This window comes from Ruegeria sp. YKSF57, assembly GCF_059612585.1.
In genome coordinates this window covers 1-23,728 of the sequence record NZ_JBXWQW010000051.1, presented here as the reverse complement: position 1 = coordinate 23,728, position 23,728 = coordinate 1, and the positions used below count along the sequence as shown (strand labels likewise).

Below are 23,728 nucleotides of genomic sequence, written 5' to 3'. Positions count from 1 at the left end.
CCTGCGAGGGAAAGTCGGCACATGCAAGCCTTGCCCACGCCTGTGACATGGGTTTATCTGCCGACATGCGTGCCCCCAGATACACCCCGCTTGCCCTGTCCCTGCCCGCCACGGTGCCCTTTGTCGGCCCAGAAACGCAAGAGCGTCATCGCGGTACGCGTTTTGTCGCGCGCCTCGGTGCGAACGAGAATATCTTCGGCCCTTCGCCCCGCGCGATCGAGGCGATGCAGAAAACCGCCGCCGGTATCTGGATGTATGGCGATGCCGAGAATCACGATCTGCGCGCGGCACTGGCGGAGTATCACGGGATTCGCCCGGAACACATCGTCGTGGGCGAAGGGATCGACGGCCTGCTGGGCTATCTGGTTCGGCTGATGGTCGCGCCCGGCGACACGGTGGTGACATCCGATGGTGCCTATCCCACCTTCAACTATCACGTCGCGGGCTTTGGCGGTGTATTGCACACCGTTCCTTATCTGGACGACCGCGAAGATCCCGTAGCGCTGTTTGCCAAAGCTGCCGAAGTGGATGCCAAGCTGGTCTACCTTGCCAACCCCGACAACCCCATGGGCACATGGCACAGCGGGGCTGAGATCGTCGCGGCGCTGGATTACCTGCCCGACGGCACTTTGCTGGTATTGGACGAAGCCTACGTCGAATGCGCGCCGGATGGGACTGCGGCGCAGATCGCTGCGGACGACCCCCGGATAATCCGCATGCGAACCTTCTCCAAGGCCTATGGCATGGCGGGCGCGCGTGTGGGTTACGCCATAGGCGCACCCGAACTGATCTTGGCCTTCAACAAGGTCAGAAACCATTTCGGCATGAACCGGTCGGCACAGGCTGGCGCGCTGGAAGCGCTGCGCGATGGTGAATGGCTTGGTCATGTTCTGGGTCAGATCGAATTCGCGCGCCGGCGGATCGGACAAATCGCCCATGAAAACGGGCTTGTCCCGCTCCCCTCGGCCACAAACTTTGTCACGATCGATTGCGGCAAGGATAGTGAATTCGCCAAGGCGGTACTGGCCTCACTGATCGATCAAAGCATTTTCGTCCGCATGCCCTTCGTCGCACCGCAAAATCGCTGCATCCGGGTCAGTTGCGGACCGACAAGTGATCTTGACGCATTCGCGGCAGCGCTGCCCAAAGCACTGGCCGCCGCGTCGGCATAGTCGCGCCGGTTTTACCTGACTTTCCTCCGAATTCCTCTAAAATAGTAGGTGGAGGATATTCAGGAGGCGCAGATGCGCGACCACAAGATCGGACGAGCGCCGGACTATACGGTTGCAGCCCTGGTCATGTTGGGCGTGAATTTGGTGTGGATACTCGTCGCAATCTGGGCAATTTGGGGGTTCGTGACTGCCGTCGTGATCGGCCTGATATTCAACCACGGCATCACTGTGCTGTCACGCCGGTCGCATTAAAGCTTGCCCGCCAGAACATGGGCAGCGGCAGCTAACGCGCCTGAGCCGTGCGGGATACTCAGGGCCGTCAGCCCTGATTCGACCCCACCCAGCAATCCCATAACCATCTGCCCGTTGACGTGCCCCATGTGCCCAAACCGGAAATAGTCATCCCGCCCGGTTCCATCAGGGGCCGCCATACCCAATCCGATTCCCAGCGTCAGCCCCAGATTATTCTCGACCCAGTGCCTGAGCGCGCTGCCCTGACCATCGGAAAGCCGCAGCGCGGTAACAGCATGGCTGCGATGCCGCGGGTCTGCGACATTCATCCCGAATCTACCACCCTCCGCCCAAATCTCGCAGGCCGCCCAGATCGCCTGCGCCAAACGTTGGTGCCGTGCCCAGACATTTTCGAGACCCTCGGCCTCGATCATGTCAAGCGCCGCTCGTAACCCGTAGAGGTGATGCGTTGGAGCCGTTCCTCCGAAATACTGATAAAATTCGTCCGGATTGGCCCGAGGTTGCCAGTCCCAGTATTTCGTCACGCGCGGCATTGCCGACCGCTTGGCCTGTGCCTTGTCATTGAAAAAGACAAAACTCAGCCCTGGCGGCACCATAAGCCCCTTTTGGCAAGCGGCAACCATGACGTCGACACCCCACGCGTCCATATCGAACCGCTCACAGGCCAGCGACGCGATGCAGTCGGCCATCAGCAGCGCGGGATGCTGCAGTTCGTCAAGAAGGTTTCGCAGCGCGGGTATGTCGTTTCGGATCGAACTCGATGTATCGACATGGACAGCGAGTACGGCCTTGATCTTGTGTTCCTGATCCTTGCGCAACACTTCGGCAATCCTGCCCAGATCCCATGCCGACGACCTGCCGAAATCGATCGTTCTGACCCTGGCGCCCAAGCCCCGCGCGATTTCTGCCCAGCCATGGGTGAATATGCCTGAAGCGGGTGCAAGCACCGTCTCACCGGGCGCTATGACGTTGGCAAGGGACGCCTCCCACGCGCCATGTCCGTTGGAGATATAAACGGACGCCTGATGCCGGGTGCGTGCGACGGCGCGCAGACCTTCGATAATGCCCGGCACCATCTCGACCAGTTCTCCGGAATAGATGTTGGGTGCAGGACGATGCATGGCCTGAAGGACCACGTCAGGAATGATCGATGGGCCCGGGATGGCGAGGTATTCGCGTCCTTGCGAGACTTTGCTGGAGTGTGACATGCGATCTGCCAGATGATTTTTGCGCCTACACTATGTTTACCGCAGACGGCGTCAAGCTGCGCATTTGCATGTACTCAGGTCGTCGCGTCAGCAAAGCCCCGCAGTTACATGAAAAAACCCTGCTCAGCTTGCGCAGTGCGGCCGGGGTGCTTAAATGGGCGCGTCATGACAAAAAAATACCCCCCTTTCCTGCATACGAAAGCCGGACGATGAGCGTCAAACCCAAATCCTCGGTCGAGCTGTTCGGCTGGTTGTGGGAGAAGTACCTGCGTCCACGCATGGGACTGCTTGCGATTGCAGCGGTCTTCATGATCATCGAAGGGTCCATGGTCGGCGCGATCAGTTACATGATGCAGCCGATGTTCGACAACATCTTCGTTCAGGGCAATTCCAACGCTCTGGTTTGGGTCAGCATTGCGTTTTTCGTGATCTTTTCGGTTCGGGGTCTTGCGGGTGTTACGCAAAAGGTGATCCTGTCCAGAATTTCGCAGGAAACAGCGGCGCATCTCAGAACAGATCTGCTGGACCATCTGATCCGGCAGGACACATCGTTCCATCAGGTTCATCCGCCGGGCTTTCTTATTCAGCGGGTGCAGGCAGACGTTGGCGCCGTGAACAACGTTTGGCAGATCATCATCCGGGGGGCGGGCAAGGATCTTGTGTCGCTCGTTGTGCTGATGGGTGTGGCGATCAATGTGGACTGGATCTGGACCGCGATCATGCTGATTGGCGTACCGCTGATGTTCCTGCCCATCGGTGCTGCGCAGCGCTATGTCCGCAAGAAAGCCGCGTCAGCCCGCGATCTCGGTGCAACGCTTTCGACACGATTGGACGAGATTTTCCACGGCATCGTACCGATAAAGCTGAACAATCTGGAACACTATCAGGCAGACCGTTTCGGCAAACATATGAACGGGTTCGTCCGTTCGGAAATCCGGGCCTCTTTCGGAACCGCCTCGATCACAGGCCTGATCGACGTGATGGCCGGTGTCGGCTTCATGGGCGTGCTTCTTTATGGCGGGGCCGAAATCATTTCGGGCGAAAAGACAGTCGGCCAGTTCATGAGCTTTTTCACTGCAATTGGACTGGCCTTCGACCCCATGCGGCGTTTGGCATCGATTTCCGGCACCTGGCAGGTCGCCGCCGCGGCGATGGAGCGGATCAAGGAATTGATGGATTCACCGATCCGGCTGAAATCGCCCGCCAAACCCGTTGCCGCGCCAAAGGGGTTGCCCGAGATCCTGTTGAAGGATGTTACTCTGTCCTATGGTGACGCCAAGGTCTTGCGCGGCCTGACCGTAACGGCAGAGGCGGGTAAGACCACCGCGCTTGTTGGTGCATCGGGCGCAGGAAAATCCACCGTGTTCAACCTGTTGACGCGCCTTGTCGATCCCAAGGACGGGTCGGTCGAAATTGCCGGGGTCGCGGTCAAGGACATGGCGCTGCCGGACCTGCGCAATCTGTTCTCCGTGGTGACGCAAGAGGCCTTGCTGTTCGACGAAACTCTGCGCGAAAATATCCTTCTGGGCCGCACCGACGTGACGGACGCGCAGTTGAAAGAGGTTCTGGACGCCGCCCACGTCACCGACTTTTTGCCCAAGCTTGAAAATGGGTTGGAGACGCTTGTCGGGCCGCGCGGATCGGCCCTGTCCGGCGGCCAGCGGCAGCGTGTGGTTATCGCGCGCGCCCTGCTGCGCAATACTCCGATCCTATTGCTGGACGAAGCGACATCGGCGCTGGACGCGCAATCGGAAAAGGTGGTTCAGGCCGCGTTGGACAAACTGTCTGGTGGACGAACCACCATCGTCATCGCGCACCGGCTGTCGACGATCCGGAATGCCGACAAGATTGTCGTGATGGATCGCGGGCGGGCAGTTGACGAGGGCACTCATGAAGAGCTGCTGGCGCGCGGCGGCATATATGCCGATCTATACCGTCTGCAATTCCAGGATGGATTGACTGTTGTCGATCCCGAAGGCGTCGCGGCGCAGACCCGGCAACCTGTTGACGCGGATACGCAAGACCAGGGTTGGCTGCGCAAGGTCGTGGCACGGATGTTGGGCGGAAAGTCCGGGCAAAACTCGGTCGGCGCAAAATAGGTGGCGTCGGATCAGGGCTTTAGCGTCGCTGCTTCACGCGCCAGTTTCTCGATTCCAGCCCAGTCGCCCGCTGCGACCATGCGTTTCGGTGCAACCCAACTGCCGCCTGCGCAGATCACGTTCGGCAAGCTCAGATAGCTGATGGCATTTGCAGGGGAAACGCCACCGGTTGGGCAAAAAGATATCTGCGGCAACGGAGCGCCAATCGCCTTTAGCGCCGCAGAGCCGCCCGATGTTTCGGCGGGAAAGAACTTGAGCATGTCATAGCCCTGCTCCAAAAGACGCATTGCTTCGGTTGCAGTGGCGGCACCTGGCAACAGCGGCAACCCTTCGGACTCGCAGGCGGCAATCAATCTGTCGGTGGCGCCGGGCGACACCCCGAACTGCGCCCCGGCCTGTTTTGCGGCGCGCACGTCGTCGGGCGTGACCAGTGTTCCGGCCCCAACCACTCCGCCCGGCACCTCGGCCATCGCCCGGATCGCATCCAGCGCGGCAGATGTTCTCAGCGTGACCTCCAGCGCGGGCAAACCTCCTGCGATCAAAGCCTCTGCCAGGGGCCGGGCATGAGCTGCATCGTCGATAACAAGCACGGGGACAATTGGGGCGAGTTCGCAGATTTCGCGGGTGCGAGCTGTTTTCATTGTCACGATCTATCCTCCAAACACACTTGCCCCAGCATCGGCAGAACTGACGGCGGAACGGAAAGCTGCGAACAGTTCTCGCCCGACGCCAAACTGGTGTGCCGACAAATCGGCCTTGGCTGGCGCGCGGTCCAGAACGCCTTCGGTTAGTATTTCCAGAACGCCATGCTTGGCATCCACACGCACGATATCCCCGTCGCGCAGTTGAGAAATCGGACCACCATCCAGCGCTTCGGGACAGACATGGATTGCGGCAGGCACCTTGCCCGAAGCCCCGGACATACGCCCATCAGTAACCAGCGCCACCTTTTGTCCCCGCCCCTGAAGGATCGACAGGATCGGCGTTAGCGAATGCAGCTCGGGCATGCCATTGGCCTTGGGTCCCTGAAACCGCACAACCAACACCAGATCACTGGTCAGTTCGCCCGTCTTGAATGCCGCCTTCACTTCGTCCTGGTCGTGGAAGACCCGCACCGGGGCCTCGACACGCCAATGCTCCGGCGCAACTGCCGAGGTCTTCATCACCGCCGTTCCCAATGAACCACTGAGCCGGGACAGCCCGCCAGTCGGCTGAAACGGCTCCGAGGCTGGGCGCAGGATCTTGTCATTGAGGCTGGTCCCAGCCCCCTTCTGCCAGACCAGATTACCATCAATCAGCTTAGGCTCCTGCGTGTAATGATGCAGGCCCTTCCCTGCGACTGTTGTCGTGTCGGGATGCAGCAATCCTTCGTCCAACAGGGTCCCGATGGCATATCCGAGTCCGCCCGCCGCGTGGAAATGGTTCACATCGGCCAGGCCGTTGGGATAGACCCTTGCGATCAGGGGCACCGCTTGGGAAATATCGGAAAAGTCGTGCCAATCCAGAACGATCCCGCCTGCGCGCGCCATTGCGACAAGGTGGATCAGCAGGTTGGTGGACCCTCCGGTCGCCATCAAACCGACAATGCCGTTTACAAAGGCGCGCTCATCAAGAATCTTGCAGACCGGCGTATAGCTGTTTCCCAGGGCGCTTAGCGACAAGGCACGACGCGCGCCTTCTTCGGTCAGGGCGTCCCGCAGGGCGGTATTCGGGGTCACGAAACTGGACCCCGGCAGGTGCAGTCCCATGAACTCCATCAGCATCTGGTTTGTATTAGCCGTCCCGTAAAAGGTGCAAGTGCCCGGCCCATGATAGGCTGCCATCTCGGCTGCCATCAACTCGGCCCGCCCACATTCACCCGCCGCAAACTGCTGACGGACCTTTGCTTTTTCGTCATTGGCCAGGCCGCTGGTCATGGGACCGGCCGGCAGGAAGACCGCTGGCAGATGCCCAAAGGCCTGCGCAGCGATAACCAGCCCCGGAACGATCTTGTCGCAAACTCCAAGAAACACCGCTGCGTCAAAGGTGTTGTGACTGAGCGCCACCCCCGCCGCCATCGCAATCACGTCGCGTGAGAACAGCGACAATTCCATCCCCGCCGCCCCTTGTGTGACGCCGTCGCACATAGCCGGAACACCACCAGCCACCTGCGCGGTGCCACCCGCCGCGCGAGCTGCGTTGCGGATGAGCTCGGGATACCGCTCAAAGGGCTGATGCGCCGAGAGCATGTCATTATAGCTGGTGACGACCCCCAGATGCCCGGCGCTGCCGATAGCAAGCGCCTCTTGGTCTTCGCCCGCACCGGCATAGGCGTGCGCCTGACCACTGCAGGAGAGATGCGCGCGCGCCGGACCAGACGCCAAGGCATGCTCCATCCGGTGCAGATGAGCAGCGCGCAAGTCTTTGCTGCGCTCGATGATGCGCCGCGTGACCTGTTCGATGACCTTATTTACCATCTCACTCTCCGATCTGCCGCCAGCGTCTGCCATCGCGGTGCATCAGCATCAGCGCATCTTCGGGGCCGGAACTGCCTTGATCGTAAAGCGATGGGCGGTCGCGGTTGTCCTCCCAACTCTGGATGACAGGATCGACCCATGCCCATGCAGCTTCGACCTCGTCGCCGCGCATGAACAGGGTCTGGTCGCCGCGAATGACATCCATTACCAGCCGTTCATAGGCGTCCTGCGCGCGGGAATCCGCGCCCAGCGCCTCGGCAAAACTCATGTCCAGCGACACATCCGCCAGCCGGAACCCGCCCGGACCCGGATCCTTAATGGTGGTGCTCAGAGTGATGCCTTCGTCCGGCTGCAGGCGGATCACCAGTACGTTGCCGCGCAGGTGGCCGACATTGGGAAATATCGTATGTGGCGGGTCGCGGAAATACACGGCGATTTCGGATTCCCGTGCACGCAGGCGCTTGCCCGTTCGCAGATAGAACGGCACCCCGGCCCAGCGCCAGTTGCCGACACGCACCTTGAGCGCAATGAAGCTTTCGGTGCGGCTTTCCTTGTTGCCCACGTGATCGATAAAGCCGTCTGCACCCTTGTCGGCGCGATACTGCCCGCGCGCGATGTCACCGGGTTCCACCGGCTCAAGTGCCTCTATTACCTTGACTTTCTCGTCACGAACCGCGTTGGGGTTGAACTTTGACGGGGGTTCCATCGCGATGAGACAGAGAAGCTGGATCAGGTGATTCTGGATCATGTCCCGCATGGCACCGGACCTGTCATAATAGGCTTCGCGTCCCTCGATTCCGACGGTTTCGGCCACGGTGATCTGAACATGGTCGATATGGGTCGAATTCCACAAAGGTTCGAACAGCGAATTGGCGAAGCGCAGCGCCATCAGGTTCTGAACGGTTTCCTTGCCCAGATAATGATCAATGCGATAGATCTGATGTTCTTTGAAACACCCACGCAATTCCGCGTTCAGGGCCTGCGCCGAGGACAGGTCATGACCGAAAGGCTTTTCGATGACGATACGGCTTTCCAGAGTGGCCAGACCGTAGTCGTGCAACCGCCGCGCGATGCCGGAAAAGAGCGACGGGCCGACCGACAGATAGAAAGCGCGCACCGCGTCAGGGCGCAGGGAATTGACCAGATCGGACCAACCCGAGTCGCCCAGCGCATCGACCGGAATATATTCAACGCGCTCCAGGAAACGAGCCAAGATGTCCGATTTGTACTGGGGTGCGAACTGCCTTATGCCATTTTGTACAAGTTCCCGGAACGCCACGGCGTCCATATCAGAACGCGCCGAACCGATAATCCGGGCCGCGTCCGGCATCTGCCCGACCTCGAACCGGTGATAAAGACCGGGCAATATCTTGCGTTGCGCCAGATCGCCAGTCGCGCCGAACAGTACCAGATCGAACGGGTCAACCGGTATCACGCGTGAAACCATGTTCTGGGCTCCTCCTGAAATTTACCCGCCCTTGATGATATAGCGGTCGAGCGTCCGCTTCAAAGCCGCTATGTTAGCGTTAACATATTCATGTTGCTTCATACCAATTATGGCATGGATTGCAAGGCAGGATTCCCTTGTGCTTCAGAGACCCGCACCGATGATGACAGAAGTCCTGAGAAACCCTTGTTTTCTGAACGACCCAAGGTCGGCTCTTCCCAAACCAGTCTTCTGTGGTTTGTGCAGCGAAAGACGTGGAAGAGCCCTGAGCGGATGTGTCAAAATCTTGCTGCGCGCGCTCGCCGCACAGATTTATCTGCACGCGCGTAATTTTTTGTGTTGCAGCCCAGCGGGTAAAACCGCCGTTCGTTCGTGCCGCAGCGAAATTGACGAAGGCAATTTACAGGGTGCGGACAGAGCCGCCGTCCGCTCAGCGTAAGGCAATGACCGCTCTCAGCCGAGGGTGTGTGAAACTCCGGCCCACGAGCTCTCTCGTCGCGCTCGTTTTCAGCGCCTGTGCAAAAACTCTCTCAGAATCGCAAGAGATTCCGTATCGAGGGTATTTTCGGCATACTTCGCCGGACGGTCAGAGTTTTCACTCACCCTTAGCCCACAGCGGATCTTTGATCGGGTAGTAGATCAGCAGGGCAGTTAAGGCCAGTCGGGCGGACTTGGCCTTTCTCTGCGGCCGCAAAATTCTTCGAGCAACATCCGCAATCCAGACGCCGGGAAGAAAGAGACCGTAAAAATCCACTGACTTCACCTGAAAGCCCTCGAAGCGGTTGTTATGAATGGTCAAGATACAAGCCGGGTTTGATTTGTGCTAATGTGGTTTCCTCGACCGAGGTTTCCTATGCCGCAACGGGTGCATAACTTTCTTAGCGAGCTTGGGCTCACCGAATACAACGAGGCCTTTCGCAAGCAAGGCGTTGATTACGATCTACTTGGCGATTTGACTGCCGACGATTTGCGTGAGTTGGGGATAGAAAAACTTGGCCACCGCAAACGCATCTTGGCCGCGGCAGCGCAGATTGTAACTGAGGCGGATTGCGAGGCACCAGTCAGGAGGCGTCTCTTGACCTTGATGTTTGCCGATCTGGTAGATTCGACCGCGTTGTCAACACAGATCACTCTGGAAGATTACCACGCCCATATCCGAAGTTTTCAGAATACCGCCAAAAGCACGGTCGAACAGTACGGTGGATATGTCGCAAAGTATTTCGGTGACGGGGTGTTGGCATATTTCGGCTATCCCCAAAGTCATGAAGACGATGCAGATCGAGCCATTCGAGCGGGCTGGGAACTGGTCAAGCTGGCTTCGGACTTACCAGGCTCACCTGAAGGTGTTTCAGTGACGGCCCGTGTCGGAATTGAAACAGGGCCAGTGGTTATTGGAGAAGTTGTCGGTGAAGGTATGGCCAATGAACACAGCGCTCTGGGATCGACACCAAATCTTGCGGCGCGCCTGCAGTCGGTAGCTCCGCCAAGCGGTGTTGTCGTTGGCCCGACGAGTCGACGGCTCGCTGATGGCACCGCGCATTTTGAAAACCTGGGGCCACATTTTTTGAAGGGCTTTGAGGACCCGGTTTCGGTTTGGAAGGTAACCGCCGTTGCCAGACCGCGAGATCGTCTGGATCGACAAAAAGACATCCTGACACCGCTTGTCGGACGCCGCCAAGAGTTGAACGCATTGACAGCTGCGTTGGGGCGTATGCGTGCAGGTGCCTCAGTGACGGTGAATGTGATCGGTGAAGCCGGGATTGGAAAATCGAGACTGGTTCGTGAATTTTTTAAAAATTCTGGGGGAACAATTACCCGTCTAAAGGGGCAATGCAGCCCCCATGGAGGGTCCACTGCTTTCCACCCATTTATCGAATTGGTACGTGAGTATGCAGCGGATAGAAAACGGGAAGGCCTTTCGCCAGAAGACGGGTTTGCCCAGATTGGGCTGGATCGCAAACGCCACGTGCCCTACTTGCTACTGCTCATCGGAAATAAAAAAGTTGATCAATCGCAAGTCGATCCAGAAATGGTTGGGCCCCGCACACATGAAGCCCTGATCGAACTGGTGGTTTCTCATGGGCGGACGTCTCCAACGGTTCTGTTTCTCAACGATCTGCACTGGGCTGACGAAAGATCGGTAAGTGTTATCAATCACCTGATCCGCAAGGCCAATAGGCCTGGCGTCCTCGTTCTAACTTGTTGTAGGCCGGACTTTGAGGCGACATGGCTCAACGCCCAGGGGGTTGAGAATATCAACCTGACCCCTTTGGATCGAAAACAGTCAGATCTGCTGCTTCGCGAATGCGTGGCCTCAGAAGTAGAAACTCGTGATTTTAGCGATCTTGTCGAACGCGCTGGAGGTAACCCTCTTTTCCTGGAGGAACTAGCACGTCACGTTTTAGGCACTTACGAAAGTTTGGAAACTGAATCCGGCGCCTCTATTCCCGATACGCTTGCAGGTCTCTTGATGCACAGGGTCGATGCGCTTTCTCCCGGTGCGCGCCGCGTCGCAGAAATGGCGTCCGTTTTTGGCCGCGAAGCGGAAATCTCGTTACTTGGAGACGACTTGCAAACAGAATTCGATGAAATTGGGGGGCTGGGTATTCTGGAGCCCTCGCCACAGAACGCACAGAAGGTGCGCTTCCACCACGCACTCGTTCAACAGGTGATTTATGAAAGTTTGCTTTCTGATGATCGACGTATGCTTCATCTGGAGGCGGCACAGAGAATAGCAAGAATGTACGCCGGCAACCTGACCGAAGTGGCGGAGACCTTGGCGCATCATTTTGAAGCTGCGGGCGACTACAATTCCACCGCTCGTTTCGCCAATTTGGCAGGTAGCAAGGCGCTTGACCTTTTTGCATTGCGCGATGCCGAAATGTGGTTTGGAAAGTGCCTGAACTTGACGATGGATCAAACCGGGGATGACGCGACATTACTCCTGGCTCGGACTGTTGTGAACCAGACGCAGGTTCTCTGCTGGAATGGAGATTTTGCCGCGATGACCAAGCTGGCGAAAAGCCACTTGCCACGCATACAAACGCTTGGTGAAATTGAAGAAGTTTCGCGATCACTAACGTGGATCGGTGAAGGTTATCTACATGCCGGACGTTTCAAAGACGCGGCAAAATCGTTTGATGCTGCTCTGCACATTGGCCGCCAACTTGGAGATGAAAGGTGTGTCGGTTATGCGCTTGGGCTGACCCTGTGGTTGGACTGTATCGTTGCAGAAGGCGAGCGGTACTCCAGTTTGGTGTCTCAGGCAGACGTTGTGCGAGCGACAGGCGAACAACTTGGAGATCGCTATCTAAAAACGCTGGCTTATTATGGACGATGGTGCCACGCGATACAGATCGGCAAAATAGGTGTCGCGGTAGAAATGGCTCAATCATTGTTTGAGATGGGCGATCACGACAGCTACCCGCCAGCTGAGTGCTGGGGTGCCTGTCTTCTTGCTGTCAGCCATGCGATGGCTGGGAACAAGATTGAAGCGTTCCAATTTGCGCGCACCGGGATGGAAAGTGCTGCGAGCGGTTTTGATAGGCTTATGTCCGAACTTGCTTTAGGCATGACGGACGTGGCGCTGGGTGAACCTGAACAGGGCCTTGAGCGTCTTGCAAAGGCGCCGTGGCGCAGCGAACAGATTGGCGCATTCTACTTTGCGTATGCCGGGGACGCCGCGTATGGCTCCGCGTTGATCCAAACAGGGCGAACTGATGAAGGGATCGAATGGCTTGAGACGGGCATAAGCTACTTTGAGGAGCATGGGAACTTCCGCGGCGCTTGCATTTCAAGGTTGGAGCTATTGAAATACATTGCCACAACAAGGCATTTGCCGGAAGCGCGAAAAATCCTGCGGGAAATTCAGGACAAGGCGGCCAATTTGGAAATGGATGGGCTTCACTCGGAAGCAATAGGAATTGTTGCTGAAATGGAGCTACAGGCGAAGCATCCTGAAAAGGCGCTTCAGCTCATTGAACTCGGGATTCAAATTTGTACTCCGCTAGGCTGGCCAACTCTGGAGCAGAGCCTGAACCACACAGCACTACGGATAAACAATACGTCCGAAATTTAACCGTTTGATCAAAATGCAGCTTTCCACTGATCGGTATCGATAAACCAGCGTTCTTCAATGATCAGGTCGTCAGAATTAAACTTGAACAACACCGCGCATTGCGAGCCGTTCGGCAGTTTGTCAGACTTAAACTCCACAACGTTCATAATCTCATTGTCACCTTGGCAATAGCGCAGATCAGTTATGTCGAAGCCCGGCGGTAGCGCCTGACCAATCCCGTCAAGAGCCGACCTGAAGGCAGCCCGCCCCTCCAAAACATCATCCTGCCCAGGTAATACAAAAATCATTTCCTCGGCATAGAAACCAGCAAGTTTGTCCATGTCCCCTGCAGCAAGGGCTGCCCAACCTGCCTTCAAATCTTCTAATTGTTTTTCATGTGCCATTTGTAATACCCCCGTCGGCAATTGCGCATTCTCAGAAAGTGTACCATTTTTTCACAAGGCCGGTGATATTTTCGGCCAGTTGAGACGGTGCCAACTGACAATGGCAGGAACAGACTGATTGGGCCGAACCCGGCGGCTCGGTCTGACTGAAGGTATTGTTCGTGTAAAGAATACCGATCGGTTCACGAATGACCGGAACGACCGACCACTGTGCTGCACCGCGATCCATCGTTGAGCGTCTGTTCTGGACTGACCTGGCAAAATTGACAGCGCGGTGAAACGTGACCTTGTAAATCTCACCATCTGCGCATAGTTGCCGTCGGTTAATCGCGGAGCATCGGTCACCAAGGGCTCAATGCTGCCAAATGCAGACTCAGCGACACTCAAAGGGTGCGCATTCCGACACCTGCCATTCCGACAACCAGTAGACTTCGATGGTCAGCGCGGTGCTGATGTCTGGGTCTGGCGGGAGGATTGGAAGGCAAACAATGCCAAGAGTCCAACTTCCCGCTGTCACCCCGAAACGAAGAGCCTGGAACAAGGGCCGGATCATCGGCCAGAAACAGCCGCTCATGCCGAAACAGGTCTGGGCTATCCGTGCGCGACTCGAATTGGCGAGCAACCTGCGCAATCTTGCGCTGTTCAACGTGGCGATTGATAGCAAACTTCGCGGATGTGATTTGGTCAAACTGGCCGTCGCCGACTTGGTTAGGGATGATCGCGTTCGCGAAAGGGTGTCCGTGATCCAGAGCAAGACCAAGCAACCCGTTCAGTTCGAACTCTCTGAAAATACGAATGATACGATTATCGCGTGGATCAAGTCGCCGGAAATGATTGGTTGCCGCTTCATGTTTCCAAGTCGGTTTAACGACCGCCCACACATCTCAACTCGCCAATATGGCCGGCTTGTTCGGGATTGGGTGGCCGCGATAGGGCTGGAACCCAGCGGATACGGAACCCACTCGCTGCGCCGGACCAAAGCAGCGGAGATATACCGGAAGACCAGAAATCTCAGAGCGGTTCAACTGCTGCTCCGACACACAAAAGTTGACAGCACTGTCAGATACCTCGGCGTCGAACTTGAAAATGCGTTGAGTATCGCCGAGCAGATTTACATCTGAACCACGTTGGCGGGCGGCATTTGCCGTTCGCCAATCCGGACCGGACCTACATTCGCGCCGCGACAAGAGGCGGGATGGAGCCCAAACTAACCCGGCGCCGCGGATGCGAAGAATATCTGGAAACGTCGCAAAGGTTGCCGTTCGATCTCAGCCTCGCGGTTGCTTCATGCTGGATTGAACCGGTGGTTGCAGACCACTCGTTGGTATCCAGGATTTTTCCACTGATAACCGGTTAATGTGGCGTCAATTTGCGGCTCCCCGTATTACCCACTGGCCGCTGGTTGAATAGCCGCATGTGTACGCGCACGTTAGAGTTTAGCTGGAGTGCTAGGGGCAAGCGGGGTGGATTGGAAGGTGGGCCGTTGTTCAGCTTCTCGATTCTATGGCGCAATATCCTCTCAGGCGTGCTCAGCTTGTAGCCAGTTGCAGTGCGAAGGCCTGGTTGCAGATCAATATGGCGCAGGATGGTATCCGATCGCTCCACGCCTTTTGCGGTTATAACTTCGGCGATACACGTTCGGGATGTCCGTCGTTGGCGGGAAACCTACCAGCACTGGTGGTTTTGTGCGCTTGCATGCGTTGTCCGATTGCTGTGCGTCCGCAGCCCTGGACGCAAGGTCTCACGGGATTGTCAGAGCACGACCCGTGCTCACCATCTTGGCAGGCAAGTTGCAACGCCCAATCAACCCAAAACAACAATGACTGCGACGGCCATCATCGACAGGACCTGTATCAGAAAAAGGGTGAAGCGGGTGACGGCCACCCGCTCGGTCTGGTCAAAGGCGACATGGGTGATCGAATGCGCAATGCGCGCAACGACGATGGTGACGGCTAACACGTCCAGCGCGGTGTACGACACGCCTGTCAGATGCGCGGCAAGGACCACAACCGCGAAGACCGGCAGGTTTTCCACGCAATTCGCGTGCGCCCGCAGGGCGCGCAGGTACCAATCGGCGCCCTGTGGCCGGTCGCCGCGCCATTCGCGCACCGTTGCCCGCCCGGCAAGGACCTGCGACCAGCGATAGACACCCACTGTTGCGGTCAGAAGCAGCAAGGTCCACATGGCGAAAACAAGAAGGGCTGCGATGGGAGTGGTCATTGTCTTGACTTCCTTTGAAGAGGCTGTGGGATTGCGAAGTTCATGTCTGTTCGCGGTAAACGACGGGACCGTTTGCCCGCAAGAGAGCCCTGGGCATGCGACCGTCGATCACGATCAGCCCCGCGAGGATGAACGAAACACCGATGAGCTGCATGGGTCCGGTCGGCTCGTGTAGGATCCATGCCCCGATCAGAAGCGACGACACCGGTGCGACGAAGGTCACCAGCGACACGTTTGTGGCGCCGACGCGCGGGAGGATCGAATAAAGCACAAGGAAAGGCAGGGAGGTCATGCCGAAGCCGAAGACCGCCAGCGAAACAAAGTTTTCCGGGATTGCCGCGGCGGAAACGCCTTCGACCGCCAGAGCAAACGGGACAATCAAAACAGCGCCGCCGGTCATCGCCCATGTGGTCGCTACAACCAGATCACACTCCTTGAAACGTGACACGAAATTCAACGCGACGGCGTAGCAAAGCGGGCTGATCATCGCCAAAAGGACGAACCGCCAGTCCGAGACACCATTGTCCGAACCGCCGGACACCAGGATCGCCACCCCGGCGAACCCGAACAGGACGCCGGTGGCTTTCGGCATTGTCATGCGCTCGCCGCCCCGCCAGACATGGGACAGGACCACCACCAGAACCGGTGTCAGAGCGCCCACGATCCCCGCCACCGAAGATGCGATTTGCGTCTGAGCGAAAGGGAACACCGCGAAGGGGATGGCGTATTGGAAGGCGCCGAGAATAAACAGGCCCGCAAGAACGGGTCGGGGAAGAAGGACCTGTTTTCCAGACAGGAGAAGCCAGATCCAGCAGCCCAACGCGCCGATTCCGACCCTGAAGCTGGATATCGTCAGGGCGCCGAAATCGTGGCGCAGGGTTTCGTTGAAGGCGAAAGACGCCCCGAAGGTGAATCCGATGGCAATCAGGGTGATCCAGTAGCGTGTCGGCATTATCTCGTTCCCTTGTATGGGTCGCTTGACCCGGTTCGGTCAGGTAACGCGGTCACCCGCGGGTTTGAATTTTGCTCGAGCGTGGTCGTAACCATCTGCTTGTCGCGGAGCGCGAGGTACCAGGGGTCACGCGCAAGCGCTGTCTTGACGATGGCGGCCACCACGCCGGGGTCTTCGTCGCTGTCGATCTTGATCGAGATATCGGTCTGGAGCGGCGCCGCAGACAGGCTGCCGATGCCGAACAGGGCCAGATCGTACATGTCGGTTTCCACCGTCACCTCGACCTGCCTGAACCTCCTATCCTCGTTCGCTGCGTGCATCTTGATGGCCATGGCGACGCAACCGGCGATGGCGGCCCGCGCATAGAAGCTTGGTGATGGGCCGGCAGCGTCACCGCCCATACCGTGCCCCAGATCAGAGACCGCGGCGAACTTGCCCTGGCTTATGTGGCAGGCAAGGCCGTTGCGGATCACCCCGGTTGTCGCGGTAATGCTGCGGGCCAGGTCGGGATCGGCTTGCATCCGGTCGACGGCCCGGGCCTGTGCGGTCCGGATGCAGGCGTCACGGCTAACGTCCATTGAGTTGGGTTGCATTGACGTTTCCAACGGCTTCACTCCTTCGGGCTGCAAGGGACTGTCCACAGGGGTATCCATTCACGCGGCAATGGCCGGCAAAGCGGGCGTTGCGCTCAACTCTTGGTTTTCGGATTTCATGCATTCGTTGAGTTGCACGTGAAGCGCCTTGACCTCGTCGAGGTTCCAGTTCAGCGCCGCAATGCGGCGGGTGACGTCGAAGAGCGGGCGGCTCATGGCGTTTCGCTCGTTTTGATAGTCGAGCGGGTGATCGGGTGTGCGCGCGAGGGCGCGGGCCAGACGGCGCGCATCCAGGAATGCATCGGTGATGCCATGGGCGGTTGCCGGATCCTTGAAGTATCCGGCATCGCCAACCAATGCCCAGCCGGGCCCCGCGCATTGGCGCATGTGCCCAGGCGCACCGCCATAACGGCGCAGGCGGCCGCTCTGGGGAAGCCCGCACAGCAAGGTGGCAAGTTCCTCATCGCATTGGGCGATGATCCCGGCCAGGCCTGCCAGCGGGTCGGCGGCGAAAGTGGTCTTGAACGCCTCGGGCCTGACAGCCGCGAACACGCAATGAGTGCCATCGTTGGTCGGAATTGCACCGCCATAGCTTTGCTGCCCGAAGTACCAGCGATAGCCCCGGTTCTCGATACCATGGAAGTAGCCGTAGATTGCGCAAGTACGTTCCGGCGCTTCGGCTTGCATTTGCGCGCCGACTGAACGCGCCACTGAAGACATGCGCCCGTCCGCGCCGATCAGGATCGTGGCGGTGACCTCCTTGATGAGGTCATCCGCGTTGGCCAGCCGGGCACCTAGGACACGACCGGACGCATCCCTTATCGCCCCGACGAAGGTAACCCCGGTATGCAACTCGGCTCCGGCCATGATCGCCGCATCGGCGAGGATGCGGTCAAGCACGTAGCGGCGCGGTGCATAGAGGCCCTGAATCCCGCCAAGTGGCCGAATGTGAACCGATGTGCTTTCCGCGCCGTAGTGAAAATTGATAGCCGTGACCAGCGGTGCGCCGGTCTGTTCGATCTTTCCCAGCAGACCCCAGTCATTCAGCAAGGTAACGGCGGGGCGCATCAGGGCATGCGTCGACAACGTGTCGTTCTCAGGCAGGTCACGGTCGACCAGCAGAACACGAGCCCCGGACCGTGCCAGTTGCAGCACGGTGGCAGAGCCGGCGCAGCGCGCTCCGATGATGATTGCGTCGTAGTGTTTGCGTTCGAAATCGCGCATTGATCTTTCCTTTCACGCAGCAATGATCTGGCCGAGATGGCCGACAAGATGATCCGAGAGGCCACGGGCATCGTCGCCCGCGCCGTCGATGAAGGTGGACTTGCGGCGCCGCAGGAACGGCAGACCCATGACGTAGAGGCCGGGGCGAACCACGCCGCCCGAGTGCAGGATCTGGCCCTTGCGGTCGAAGACCGGCAGGTCGATCCAGCTGTGGTCGGGGCGGTAACCGGTTGCCCAGATGACGGCGCCGAAGCCTTCGCGGACGAGGTCGACCGACAGGCGCGGCGCCTCGGGTATGCGCGTGCGCGGCAGGCGGTGGGGCGGGTCCATCAAGGGCTCCAGCCCGGTTTCCACGGCCCATGTGTCGAACCCGGCCAACAGGCGGTCCATCTTCAGGTCGGCGGCTGTGCAGTGGTTGGCCAGGGACCCCGAGAACAGTGCGACACCGTCGCGGAGGCCCGCCATGCGACCGACCAGTTCGACGCCGATATCCTGAAGCGCGTTCAAGTCCAGCGGGTTGTCCCCGGCCTCGCCGGTCAATTGCAGCGACGGCAGGCGGCGCTGGCGGTCGAGGTCTTCGACCTGATCGAAGCGTTCGCCCCAGCGGCCGGTGATTTCCATCCAGGTCAGGATGTCGGCGTCGCGGTAGATGCGCGGCACGCGCACATGTTCGCCGACGGCCAGCGTAACCTCGCGCCCGGACAACTGGATCTCGCGCGCAGTCTGCGTACCCGAGGCCGAGGCCCCGACGACCAGAACCCGGCCATGCGGAAGGTCGCCGGGCCGCTTGTAATCCAGCGGCGTGAATTGCGCGACATCGCCGGGCAGGTCCGAGGCGAAGCCCGGGCGGCTGGCCAGGGTTGCGGCCCCGGTGGCGACGACGACATTCTCGCAGTCGATGGCGCCCTGATCGGTTTGAATGCGGTAGCCCATCCAGGACGGCGTGATCCCGAGGACCGAGGTTTCGGTCATGACCGGCGCGTTCAGTTTGCCGGCGTAGTGATCGAAACGGGTGATCAGCTCGGACACCGACATGTAGCCATCGTGATCGGGCCCCGAGTACGAAGCCCCTGGCAGCCCGTTCATCCAGTTCGGGGTCAGGAGGCGCAGGCTGTCCCAACGTTCTGTGCGCCAGCTGTTGGCGATCTTGCCGCGCTCGAGGATCACGTGATCCACACCGCGCGCGGCAAGTTCATTGCTCATGGCGAGTCCGGATTGTCCAGCGCCGATGATGACGGTCGTTACTTGTTTCATGACACTCGCTCCTTTTGGGGTGGTCAATCGCCTCAGGCGACCGACACGTGGACGTTGGTGGGGTTGGTCAGGATGTCGAAGACGGCCGACCGTTTCTGCGACTGCGAGACCAGCGCGGCGATATCCTCGGCCGATGCGTCGGCATCGATCTGGAAGGTGGCGCGGATGGCCGAGAAGCCGTTGCGGATATCCGCGTCCATGCCCAGGATGCCGCGCACATCGACATCGCCCTCAACGATGACGTTGACCGCCTTCAGCTGGATGCCGCGATGCTGCGCGACCGAGGCGACACCGCCGGTCAGGCAGCTTGCCAGCGCGGCCAGCACGATTTCCGGCGGGGTGGGTGCGCGGTCGGCGGCATGGAAGACCTCGGGGTGATCGGATTCGATTTCGTAGGTCTTCTTGCGCTCATGCTCCTGGCCCAGGCCGAAATAGCCGTTCAGGCTGTTGCTGCTGTAGGTCCCTTCGTTCCAGCGGCAGTTGCTGCGGAAGGTGAAGGCCGCGGCTTCAGGCATCTGCTCGAACGCGCCGCGCGCACTCATCAGGGCTTCGGTGTCGACGCCGTTGTCGGCTTTGATGTTGGTTTGAACGTTCATTTTGGGTTCCTTTCGGGGTTGGGTTTGGTTTGGCTAAGGGAGGCGCGAAGGCGCCGTTGACTGGTCATTCAGGGTCCGGCGCGCCACGGCACGGGTTACGGTCACTAGTTCATCGGGTTGTCGGCCGGATCCATGTAGGTGATGTCGAACGGGCCGGGGCCGTGGATCTGCAGCACCGTCTCGGCGCTTGTCCAGGCAAAGTGCGGATGGCCTGCCGGCATTTCGACAAAGCCGCCGGCGTTGAGGCGCGTGGTCGCATCACGGTCCAGCTTGTTGCCGTGGCCGACGTTGAATTCACCGGAAATCACGGTGATCAGCTCATCTCCGGAATGGATATGCGCGGGCACGTCATAGCCGGTGGGAAGCTTGAGGCGCAGCACGTACCAGCCTTCGGCAAAGGGATTGCCGGACAGGACGGCGATCTCGGCACCGGCCGGCAGGACCGGCGGAGCAGGCGCCCATTCGGCCGCTTCGGGCAGGTAGGCCGCGGGGGCCATTTTGTCCCCTGCCTGGGCCGGGTTGCTTGCCGTCAGCGCAGCGAGTGCCGCGGCAAGAAGGATGTTGGAGGTCTTCATTGGAAATTTCCTTTCAATGTTGGAGTTGGTTCAGGGTTGCGGTTGAAGGGTGGCGCGATCTTCTGTCGGTCGCGCCGGAGGGAGCCCGGCACGGTCGTGCCGGGAATACGGTTGCAGTTGGGCAGGTGGGGTCAGGCGCTGGCTTCCGGCGCGCGGCCCGAGATCAGCCAGGAGGAACTGTCCATCCAGAGCCCGCCTTCGCGCTCGATGACGCCTTCGAAAAGCTCGGACAGGGCCAGCACGATCTCGGCACGGCGGGCCTCGCCCAGGGCGCCGGCTTCGCGGTAGGTTTCGCCCGCAGGTCCGATGGCCAGCTGGAAACCGACCGCATCTTCAATATCGCGGCCGACATTGACCTTGGCGTCGATGCGGCGGAACGCGATGTCGGTGAAGCCGGCGGCCTCCATCTGCGCGCGGGTGGTTGCCTCATCAGCCATCGAGAACGGTCCAGGGCCGCAGGTCTGGGCATCCGGGCCCGGCGGTGGCAGGAATTTCCGCACCACGTCGCGGGCATCGAATACCCAGGGGTTGTCTTCGCGTTTGCGCCAGACGATATGCGCCATCCGCCCGCCGGGTTTGAGCGCCCTGCGCATCGTGCGCAGGCCGGCCACCGGGTTGGCAAAGAACATCGTGCCGAACCGGGCGAACACATAGTCATACTCGGCATCGCCCAGATAGGTTTCGGCATCGCGGTTCTCGAACCGCACGTTCGGCAGAAACATGCGCTCGGGACGGCGGCGGGCGAGGTCAAGGAAGGCGTCGCAGCAATCGACGCCCAGAACCACGCCTTTCGTGCCGACCCGGCGCCCCAGCGCCATCGCGGTGTCGCCGAAACCGCAACCGACCTCCAGTACCTTGTCGCCCAGGCGGACATCCAGCAACGGCATCACAACGTCGCTGTGGCGCGACAGGCCGCCCTCCATGATGTGGCGGTATTTGACGAATTTCGGGGCAAGGGTTTCGTTCCAGAATTGCACCAGAACGCTTTCCCGTTCCGCCTGATCTGGCTGCACATGTGTATTCATTTCGATCTCCTGTCTATGGCCGGATGGGCCGTGCCAAAGACGGGATACGCGGCTTGAAGCTTGCAAGCTTGAGCGTTGTCTGTGTTATTCTTGGGGATATGTGGGGATTTCGGGGTAAGGATATTTGGAATATTCGTTCGATGACTTCCGGCTGTGTGTCGACCAGGGCGAATTGCGCCATGGGACCGAGCCGCTTGCCATCGAACCTCTCAGCTTCGCCTTGTTGCTTTATCTGATCGAAAACCCCGGCACGCTGATCACCAAGGACGAACTGGTCGAAAAGGTCTGGGGGGGGCGCATCGTTTCGGATTCGGCAATCTCGACCGTGGTGAAATCGGTGCGGCGCGCATTGGGGGATGACGGATCAACGCAGAAATACATCAAGACGGTGCATGGGCGCGGCTTCAGGTTCGTCGGCAAGGTTTCGATCAAGGTTCCGGGCGCAATCGTCACGACCGCCGAAGAACCGGCCGACACTCTTGCCGGGGTCGACCGCAAAGGCACCGCGCCGACATTGGCGATTCTGCCCTTCGCCCTGATCGGAGACGCGGGAAGCCGAGCGGCCATCGCCGACGGGTTGCCGGCCGAACTGATCACGACGCTGACCCGCCTGCGCTGGCTGAAGGTCATCGCACGCGGATCGAGCTTCCGGTTCCGCGGCCCGGATATCGATGTCGAACAGGTACGACGCGCGCTCGGCGCCTCATATGTGCTGACCGGCGAGGTTGAATTCCTCGGACCGCAGGTTGCCGTGAACCTCGAACTGATCGACGCGCGGACGGCCCAGGTGGTGTGGGCAGATCGCCTGCCCGGCCCGCTCGACGAGGTGCATCACCTGCGTGAACGGATCATCGTCTACGTCATCTCCGCGCTCGAACTGCATATCCCCCAGCACGAAGCACAGCTTGCGCGGATGAGGAACCCGGACTCGCTGGATGCCTGGGCGTTCTATCACACCGGCCTTCAGCACATGTACCGGTTCAACAAGGCCGACAACGCCCTGGCTGACGGGTATTTCCGCCGGGCGCTGGACCTGGATCCGGGTTTCGCCAGGGTCCACGGCGCCCTGTCCTTTACCAGTTTCCAATCGGCCTTCCTGCGCTACGGAGGCGACCGGGGCATTGCCATCGAAGCCGCGCGCAAACACGCGCTGCGCGGCATGGAACTCGACCCGCTGGATCCCTTCATCAACTACAACCTCGGGCGGTCCTACTGGCTCGAGGGAACCCCGCAGGCGGGGCTCGGGTGGCTCGAACAGGCCACCGCCCTCAGCCCCAATTTCGCGCACGGCCTCTATTCGCGAGGCTGGGCCGAGGTCATGGCTGGCGACGGAACGGCCGCGCTGGAGCATGTGTCGCGCGCCGTCGACCTCAGCCCGATCGATCCGTTCCTCTATGCAATGCTTTCGGCCAAGGGTCTTGCCTATCTGCATACCGGCGATTTTGACCAGGCAGCCAACTGCGCCGAGCAGGGCGCCCGCAAACCCGGGGCGCATTTCCTGATCAAGGCGATTTCCGCAGCGTCCTGTCAGATCGCCGGGCAGCACGACAAGGCAGCCTATTGGCGCGATCAAAGCCTGGCAGCCCGCCCGGAAGCCTCGGCAGCCATGTTTTTCGCGGCATTTCCGTTCCGGGATGAAGAAACACGCGGGAAACTGCACGACGCCCTGCTTCGCCTGGGCTATCCGGAGCGATGACAGCCTTCGGCGCTGCGGCCGAACCTTTCGGGAAAAGACTATGACGCGCCGGTGCAGTGTAATGCAAAACTACCGAAACCCGGAGATGACGATGCGGCCAACGCCACCTCAGATCGTGCATGGCGGCGCTGGTGCTCGCGGGCGAAGGGGTCTTGCTTCTCGGAATTGTGGATGAAAAGCGCGAAACACGAGTAGCTTAGACCAGATAGTGACCGCTGATGAGAGAGCTATGTACAACTGAGCTAAATGGCCCCAATGCATCCGTTTGCAGTCTTTCGCTGCGTTGGACGCAGTGGCAGCAAAGTCCTGTGTGGATGGCTCCTGCAAAGCAAGACATTTTTGAGGTGATTTGCATTTTGTCAGAAGCGGTCTTGTCTTCGGCCTTTAGACGCGGTGCACGTGACCGCTGGCCCTGATGGTTTCCGCGACCCAAGTCCCCATCCTCGCAAACGGACATGGATTGTCCTGGACAAAGCCCGGGGTATCTTGGGATTGCGG

20 protein-coding genes are annotated in these 23,728 nt (G+C 59.5%); 6 read left to right on the top strand and 14 right to left on the bottom strand.

What is annotated here, in order from left to right:
- Nucleotides 1–65 precede the first annotated feature (65 nt).
- Nucleotides 66–1,172, top strand: coding sequence for a pyridoxal phosphate-dependent aminotransferase (locus tag AC2FLX_RS18320; protein ID WP_496810430.1), 1,107 nt, complete (start codon nucleotides 66–68; stop codon nucleotides 1,170–1,172).
- A gap of 72 nt (nucleotides 1,173–1,244) precedes the next feature.
- Complete coding sequence (locus AC2FLX_RS18315) at nucleotides 1,245–1,424, top strand: hypothetical protein (RefSeq protein WP_480749207.1); 180 nt, start codon at nucleotides 1,245–1,247, stop codon at nucleotides 1,422–1,424.
- Here AC2FLX_RS18315 and AC2FLX_RS18310 read toward each other — a convergent pair.
- On the bottom strand, nucleotides 1,421–2,632 hold the full coding sequence (locus tag AC2FLX_RS18310; protein ID WP_496810429.1) for a pyridoxal-phosphate-dependent aminotransferase family protein: 1,212 nt from the start codon (nucleotides 2,630–2,632) through the stop codon (nucleotides 1,421–1,423). The two genes, AC2FLX_RS18315 and AC2FLX_RS18310, sit on opposite strands and share 4 nt — an antisense overlap.
- 209 nt (nucleotides 2,633–2,841) lie before the next feature.
- On the opposite strand from AC2FLX_RS18310, the gene AC2FLX_RS18305 reads away from it, so the two are divergent.
- The gene (locus tag AC2FLX_RS18305) at nucleotides 2,842–4,731 is read left to right on the top strand and encodes an ABC transporter ATP-binding protein (RefSeq protein WP_480749205.1); all 1,890 of its coding nucleotides are present in this window, start codon (nucleotides 2,842–2,844) and stop codon (nucleotides 4,729–4,731) included.
- Between the two features lie 11 nt (nucleotides 4,732–4,742).
- Here the strand turns inward: AC2FLX_RS18305 and eda are convergent, their stop codons facing one another.
- The 4 genes from eda to AC2FLX_RS18285 all read right to left on the bottom strand — a co-directional run bounded on the left by eda (nucleotide 4,743) and on the right by AC2FLX_RS18285 (nucleotide 9,433).
- Nucleotides 4,743–5,372, bottom strand: a complete 630-nt coding sequence (gene eda, locus AC2FLX_RS18300; RefSeq protein ID WP_480749336.1) for a bifunctional 4-hydroxy-2-oxoglutarate aldolase/2-dehydro-3-deoxy-phosphogluconate aldolase — start codon at nucleotides 5,370–5,372, stop codon at nucleotides 4,743–4,745.
- A gap of 9 nt (nucleotides 5,373–5,381) precedes the next feature.
- Entirely contained in the window at nucleotides 5,382–7,187 is a 1,806-nt protein-coding gene (gene edd / locus AC2FLX_RS18295; protein ID WP_496810428.1) for a phosphogluconate dehydratase, read from the bottom strand.
- A gap of 1 nt (nucleotide 7,188) precedes the next feature.
- Nucleotides 7,189–8,634 (bottom strand): glucose-6-phosphate dehydrogenase, encoded by a 1,446-nt coding sequence (zwf, locus tag AC2FLX_RS18290; RefSeq protein ID WP_480749203.1) that lies wholly within the window; start codon nucleotides 8,632–8,634, stop codon nucleotides 7,189–7,191.
- Nucleotides 8,635–9,229: 595 nt separating this feature from the next.
- Nucleotides 9,230–9,433: a hypothetical protein gene (locus AC2FLX_RS18285; RefSeq protein WP_496810427.1), complete on the bottom strand. Its 204-nt coding sequence runs from the start codon at nucleotides 9,431–9,433 to the stop codon at nucleotides 9,230–9,232.
- A gap of 54 nt (nucleotides 9,434–9,487) precedes the next feature.
- Between AC2FLX_RS18285 and AC2FLX_RS18280 the strand changes: the two genes are divergently transcribed.
- Nucleotides 9,488–12,712: an AAA family ATPase gene (locus AC2FLX_RS18280; RefSeq protein ID WP_496810426.1), complete on the top strand. Its 3,225-nt coding sequence runs from the start codon at nucleotides 9,488–9,490 to the stop codon at nucleotides 12,710–12,712.
- Between the two features lie 8 nt (nucleotides 12,713–12,720).
- Here the strand turns inward: AC2FLX_RS18280 and AC2FLX_RS18275 are convergent, their stop codons facing one another.
- Nucleotides 12,721–13,095 (bottom strand): nuclear transport factor 2 family protein, encoded by a 375-nt coding sequence (locus AC2FLX_RS18275; RefSeq protein WP_496810425.1) that lies wholly within the window; start codon nucleotides 13,093–13,095, stop codon nucleotides 12,721–12,723.
- Nucleotides 13,096–13,583: 488 nt separating this feature from the next.
- On the opposite strand from AC2FLX_RS18275, the gene AC2FLX_RS18270 reads away from it, so the two are divergent.
- Complete coding sequence (locus tag AC2FLX_RS18270; protein ID WP_496810452.1) at nucleotides 13,584–14,216, top strand: tyrosine-type recombinase/integrase; 633 nt, start codon at nucleotides 13,584–13,586, stop codon at nucleotides 14,214–14,216.
- Between the two features lie 682 nt (nucleotides 14,217–14,898).
- On the opposite strand, the gene AC2FLX_RS18265 is transcribed toward AC2FLX_RS18270, so the two are convergent.
- From AC2FLX_RS18265 to AC2FLX_RS18230, 8 genes are all read right to left on the bottom strand, one after another.
- Nucleotides 14,899–15,315, bottom strand: coding sequence for an MAPEG family protein (locus AC2FLX_RS18265; protein WP_496810424.1), 417 nt, complete (start codon nucleotides 15,313–15,315; stop codon nucleotides 14,899–14,901).
- A 40-nt stretch (nucleotides 15,316–15,355) separates the two neighbouring features.
- Nucleotides 15,356–16,267, bottom strand: a complete 912-nt coding sequence (locus tag AC2FLX_RS18260; RefSeq protein WP_496810423.1) for a DMT family transporter — start codon at nucleotides 16,265–16,267, stop codon at nucleotides 15,356–15,358.
- Entirely contained in the window at nucleotides 16,267–16,860 is a 594-nt protein-coding gene (locus tag AC2FLX_RS18255; protein WP_496810422.1) for an OsmC family protein, read from the bottom strand. The genes AC2FLX_RS18260 and AC2FLX_RS18255 overlap by 1 nt, the downstream gene beginning before the upstream one ends.
- A 60-nt stretch (nucleotides 16,861–16,920) precedes the next feature.
- On the bottom strand, nucleotides 16,921–18,084 hold the full coding sequence (locus AC2FLX_RS18250; protein ID WP_496810421.1) for an NAD(P)/FAD-dependent oxidoreductase: 1,164 nt from the start codon (nucleotides 18,082–18,084) through the stop codon (nucleotides 16,921–16,923).
- A 12-nt stretch (nucleotides 18,085–18,096) separates the two neighbouring features.
- Entirely contained in the window at nucleotides 18,097–19,338 is a 1,242-nt protein-coding gene (locus tag AC2FLX_RS18245) for an NAD(P)-binding domain-containing protein (RefSeq protein ID WP_496810420.1), read from the bottom strand.
- Between the two features lie 32 nt (nucleotides 19,339–19,370).
- Nucleotides 19,371–19,934, bottom strand: a complete 564-nt coding sequence (locus AC2FLX_RS18240; protein ID WP_496810419.1) for an OsmC family protein — start codon at nucleotides 19,932–19,934, stop codon at nucleotides 19,371–19,373.
- A gap of 104 nt (nucleotides 19,935–20,038) precedes the next feature.
- Entirely contained in the window at nucleotides 20,039–20,509 is a 471-nt protein-coding gene (locus tag AC2FLX_RS18235) for a cupin domain-containing protein (protein WP_496810418.1), read from the bottom strand.
- A gap of 131 nt (nucleotides 20,510–20,640) precedes the next feature.
- Nucleotides 20,641–21,534 carry a class I SAM-dependent methyltransferase gene (locus tag AC2FLX_RS18230; RefSeq protein ID WP_496810417.1) on the bottom strand — a complete coding sequence of 298 codons (894 nt, stop codon included), beginning with the start codon at nucleotides 21,532–21,534 and terminating at the stop codon, nucleotides 20,641–20,643.
- A 124-nt stretch (nucleotides 21,535–21,658) separates the two neighbouring features.
- On the opposite strand from AC2FLX_RS18230, the gene AC2FLX_RS18225 reads away from it, so the two are divergent.
- Entirely contained in the window at nucleotides 21,659–23,230 is a 1,572-nt protein-coding gene (locus AC2FLX_RS18225; protein ID WP_496810416.1) for a winged helix-turn-helix domain-containing protein, read from the top strand.
- The last annotated feature ends 498 nt before the right edge of the window (nucleotides 23,231–23,728 follow it).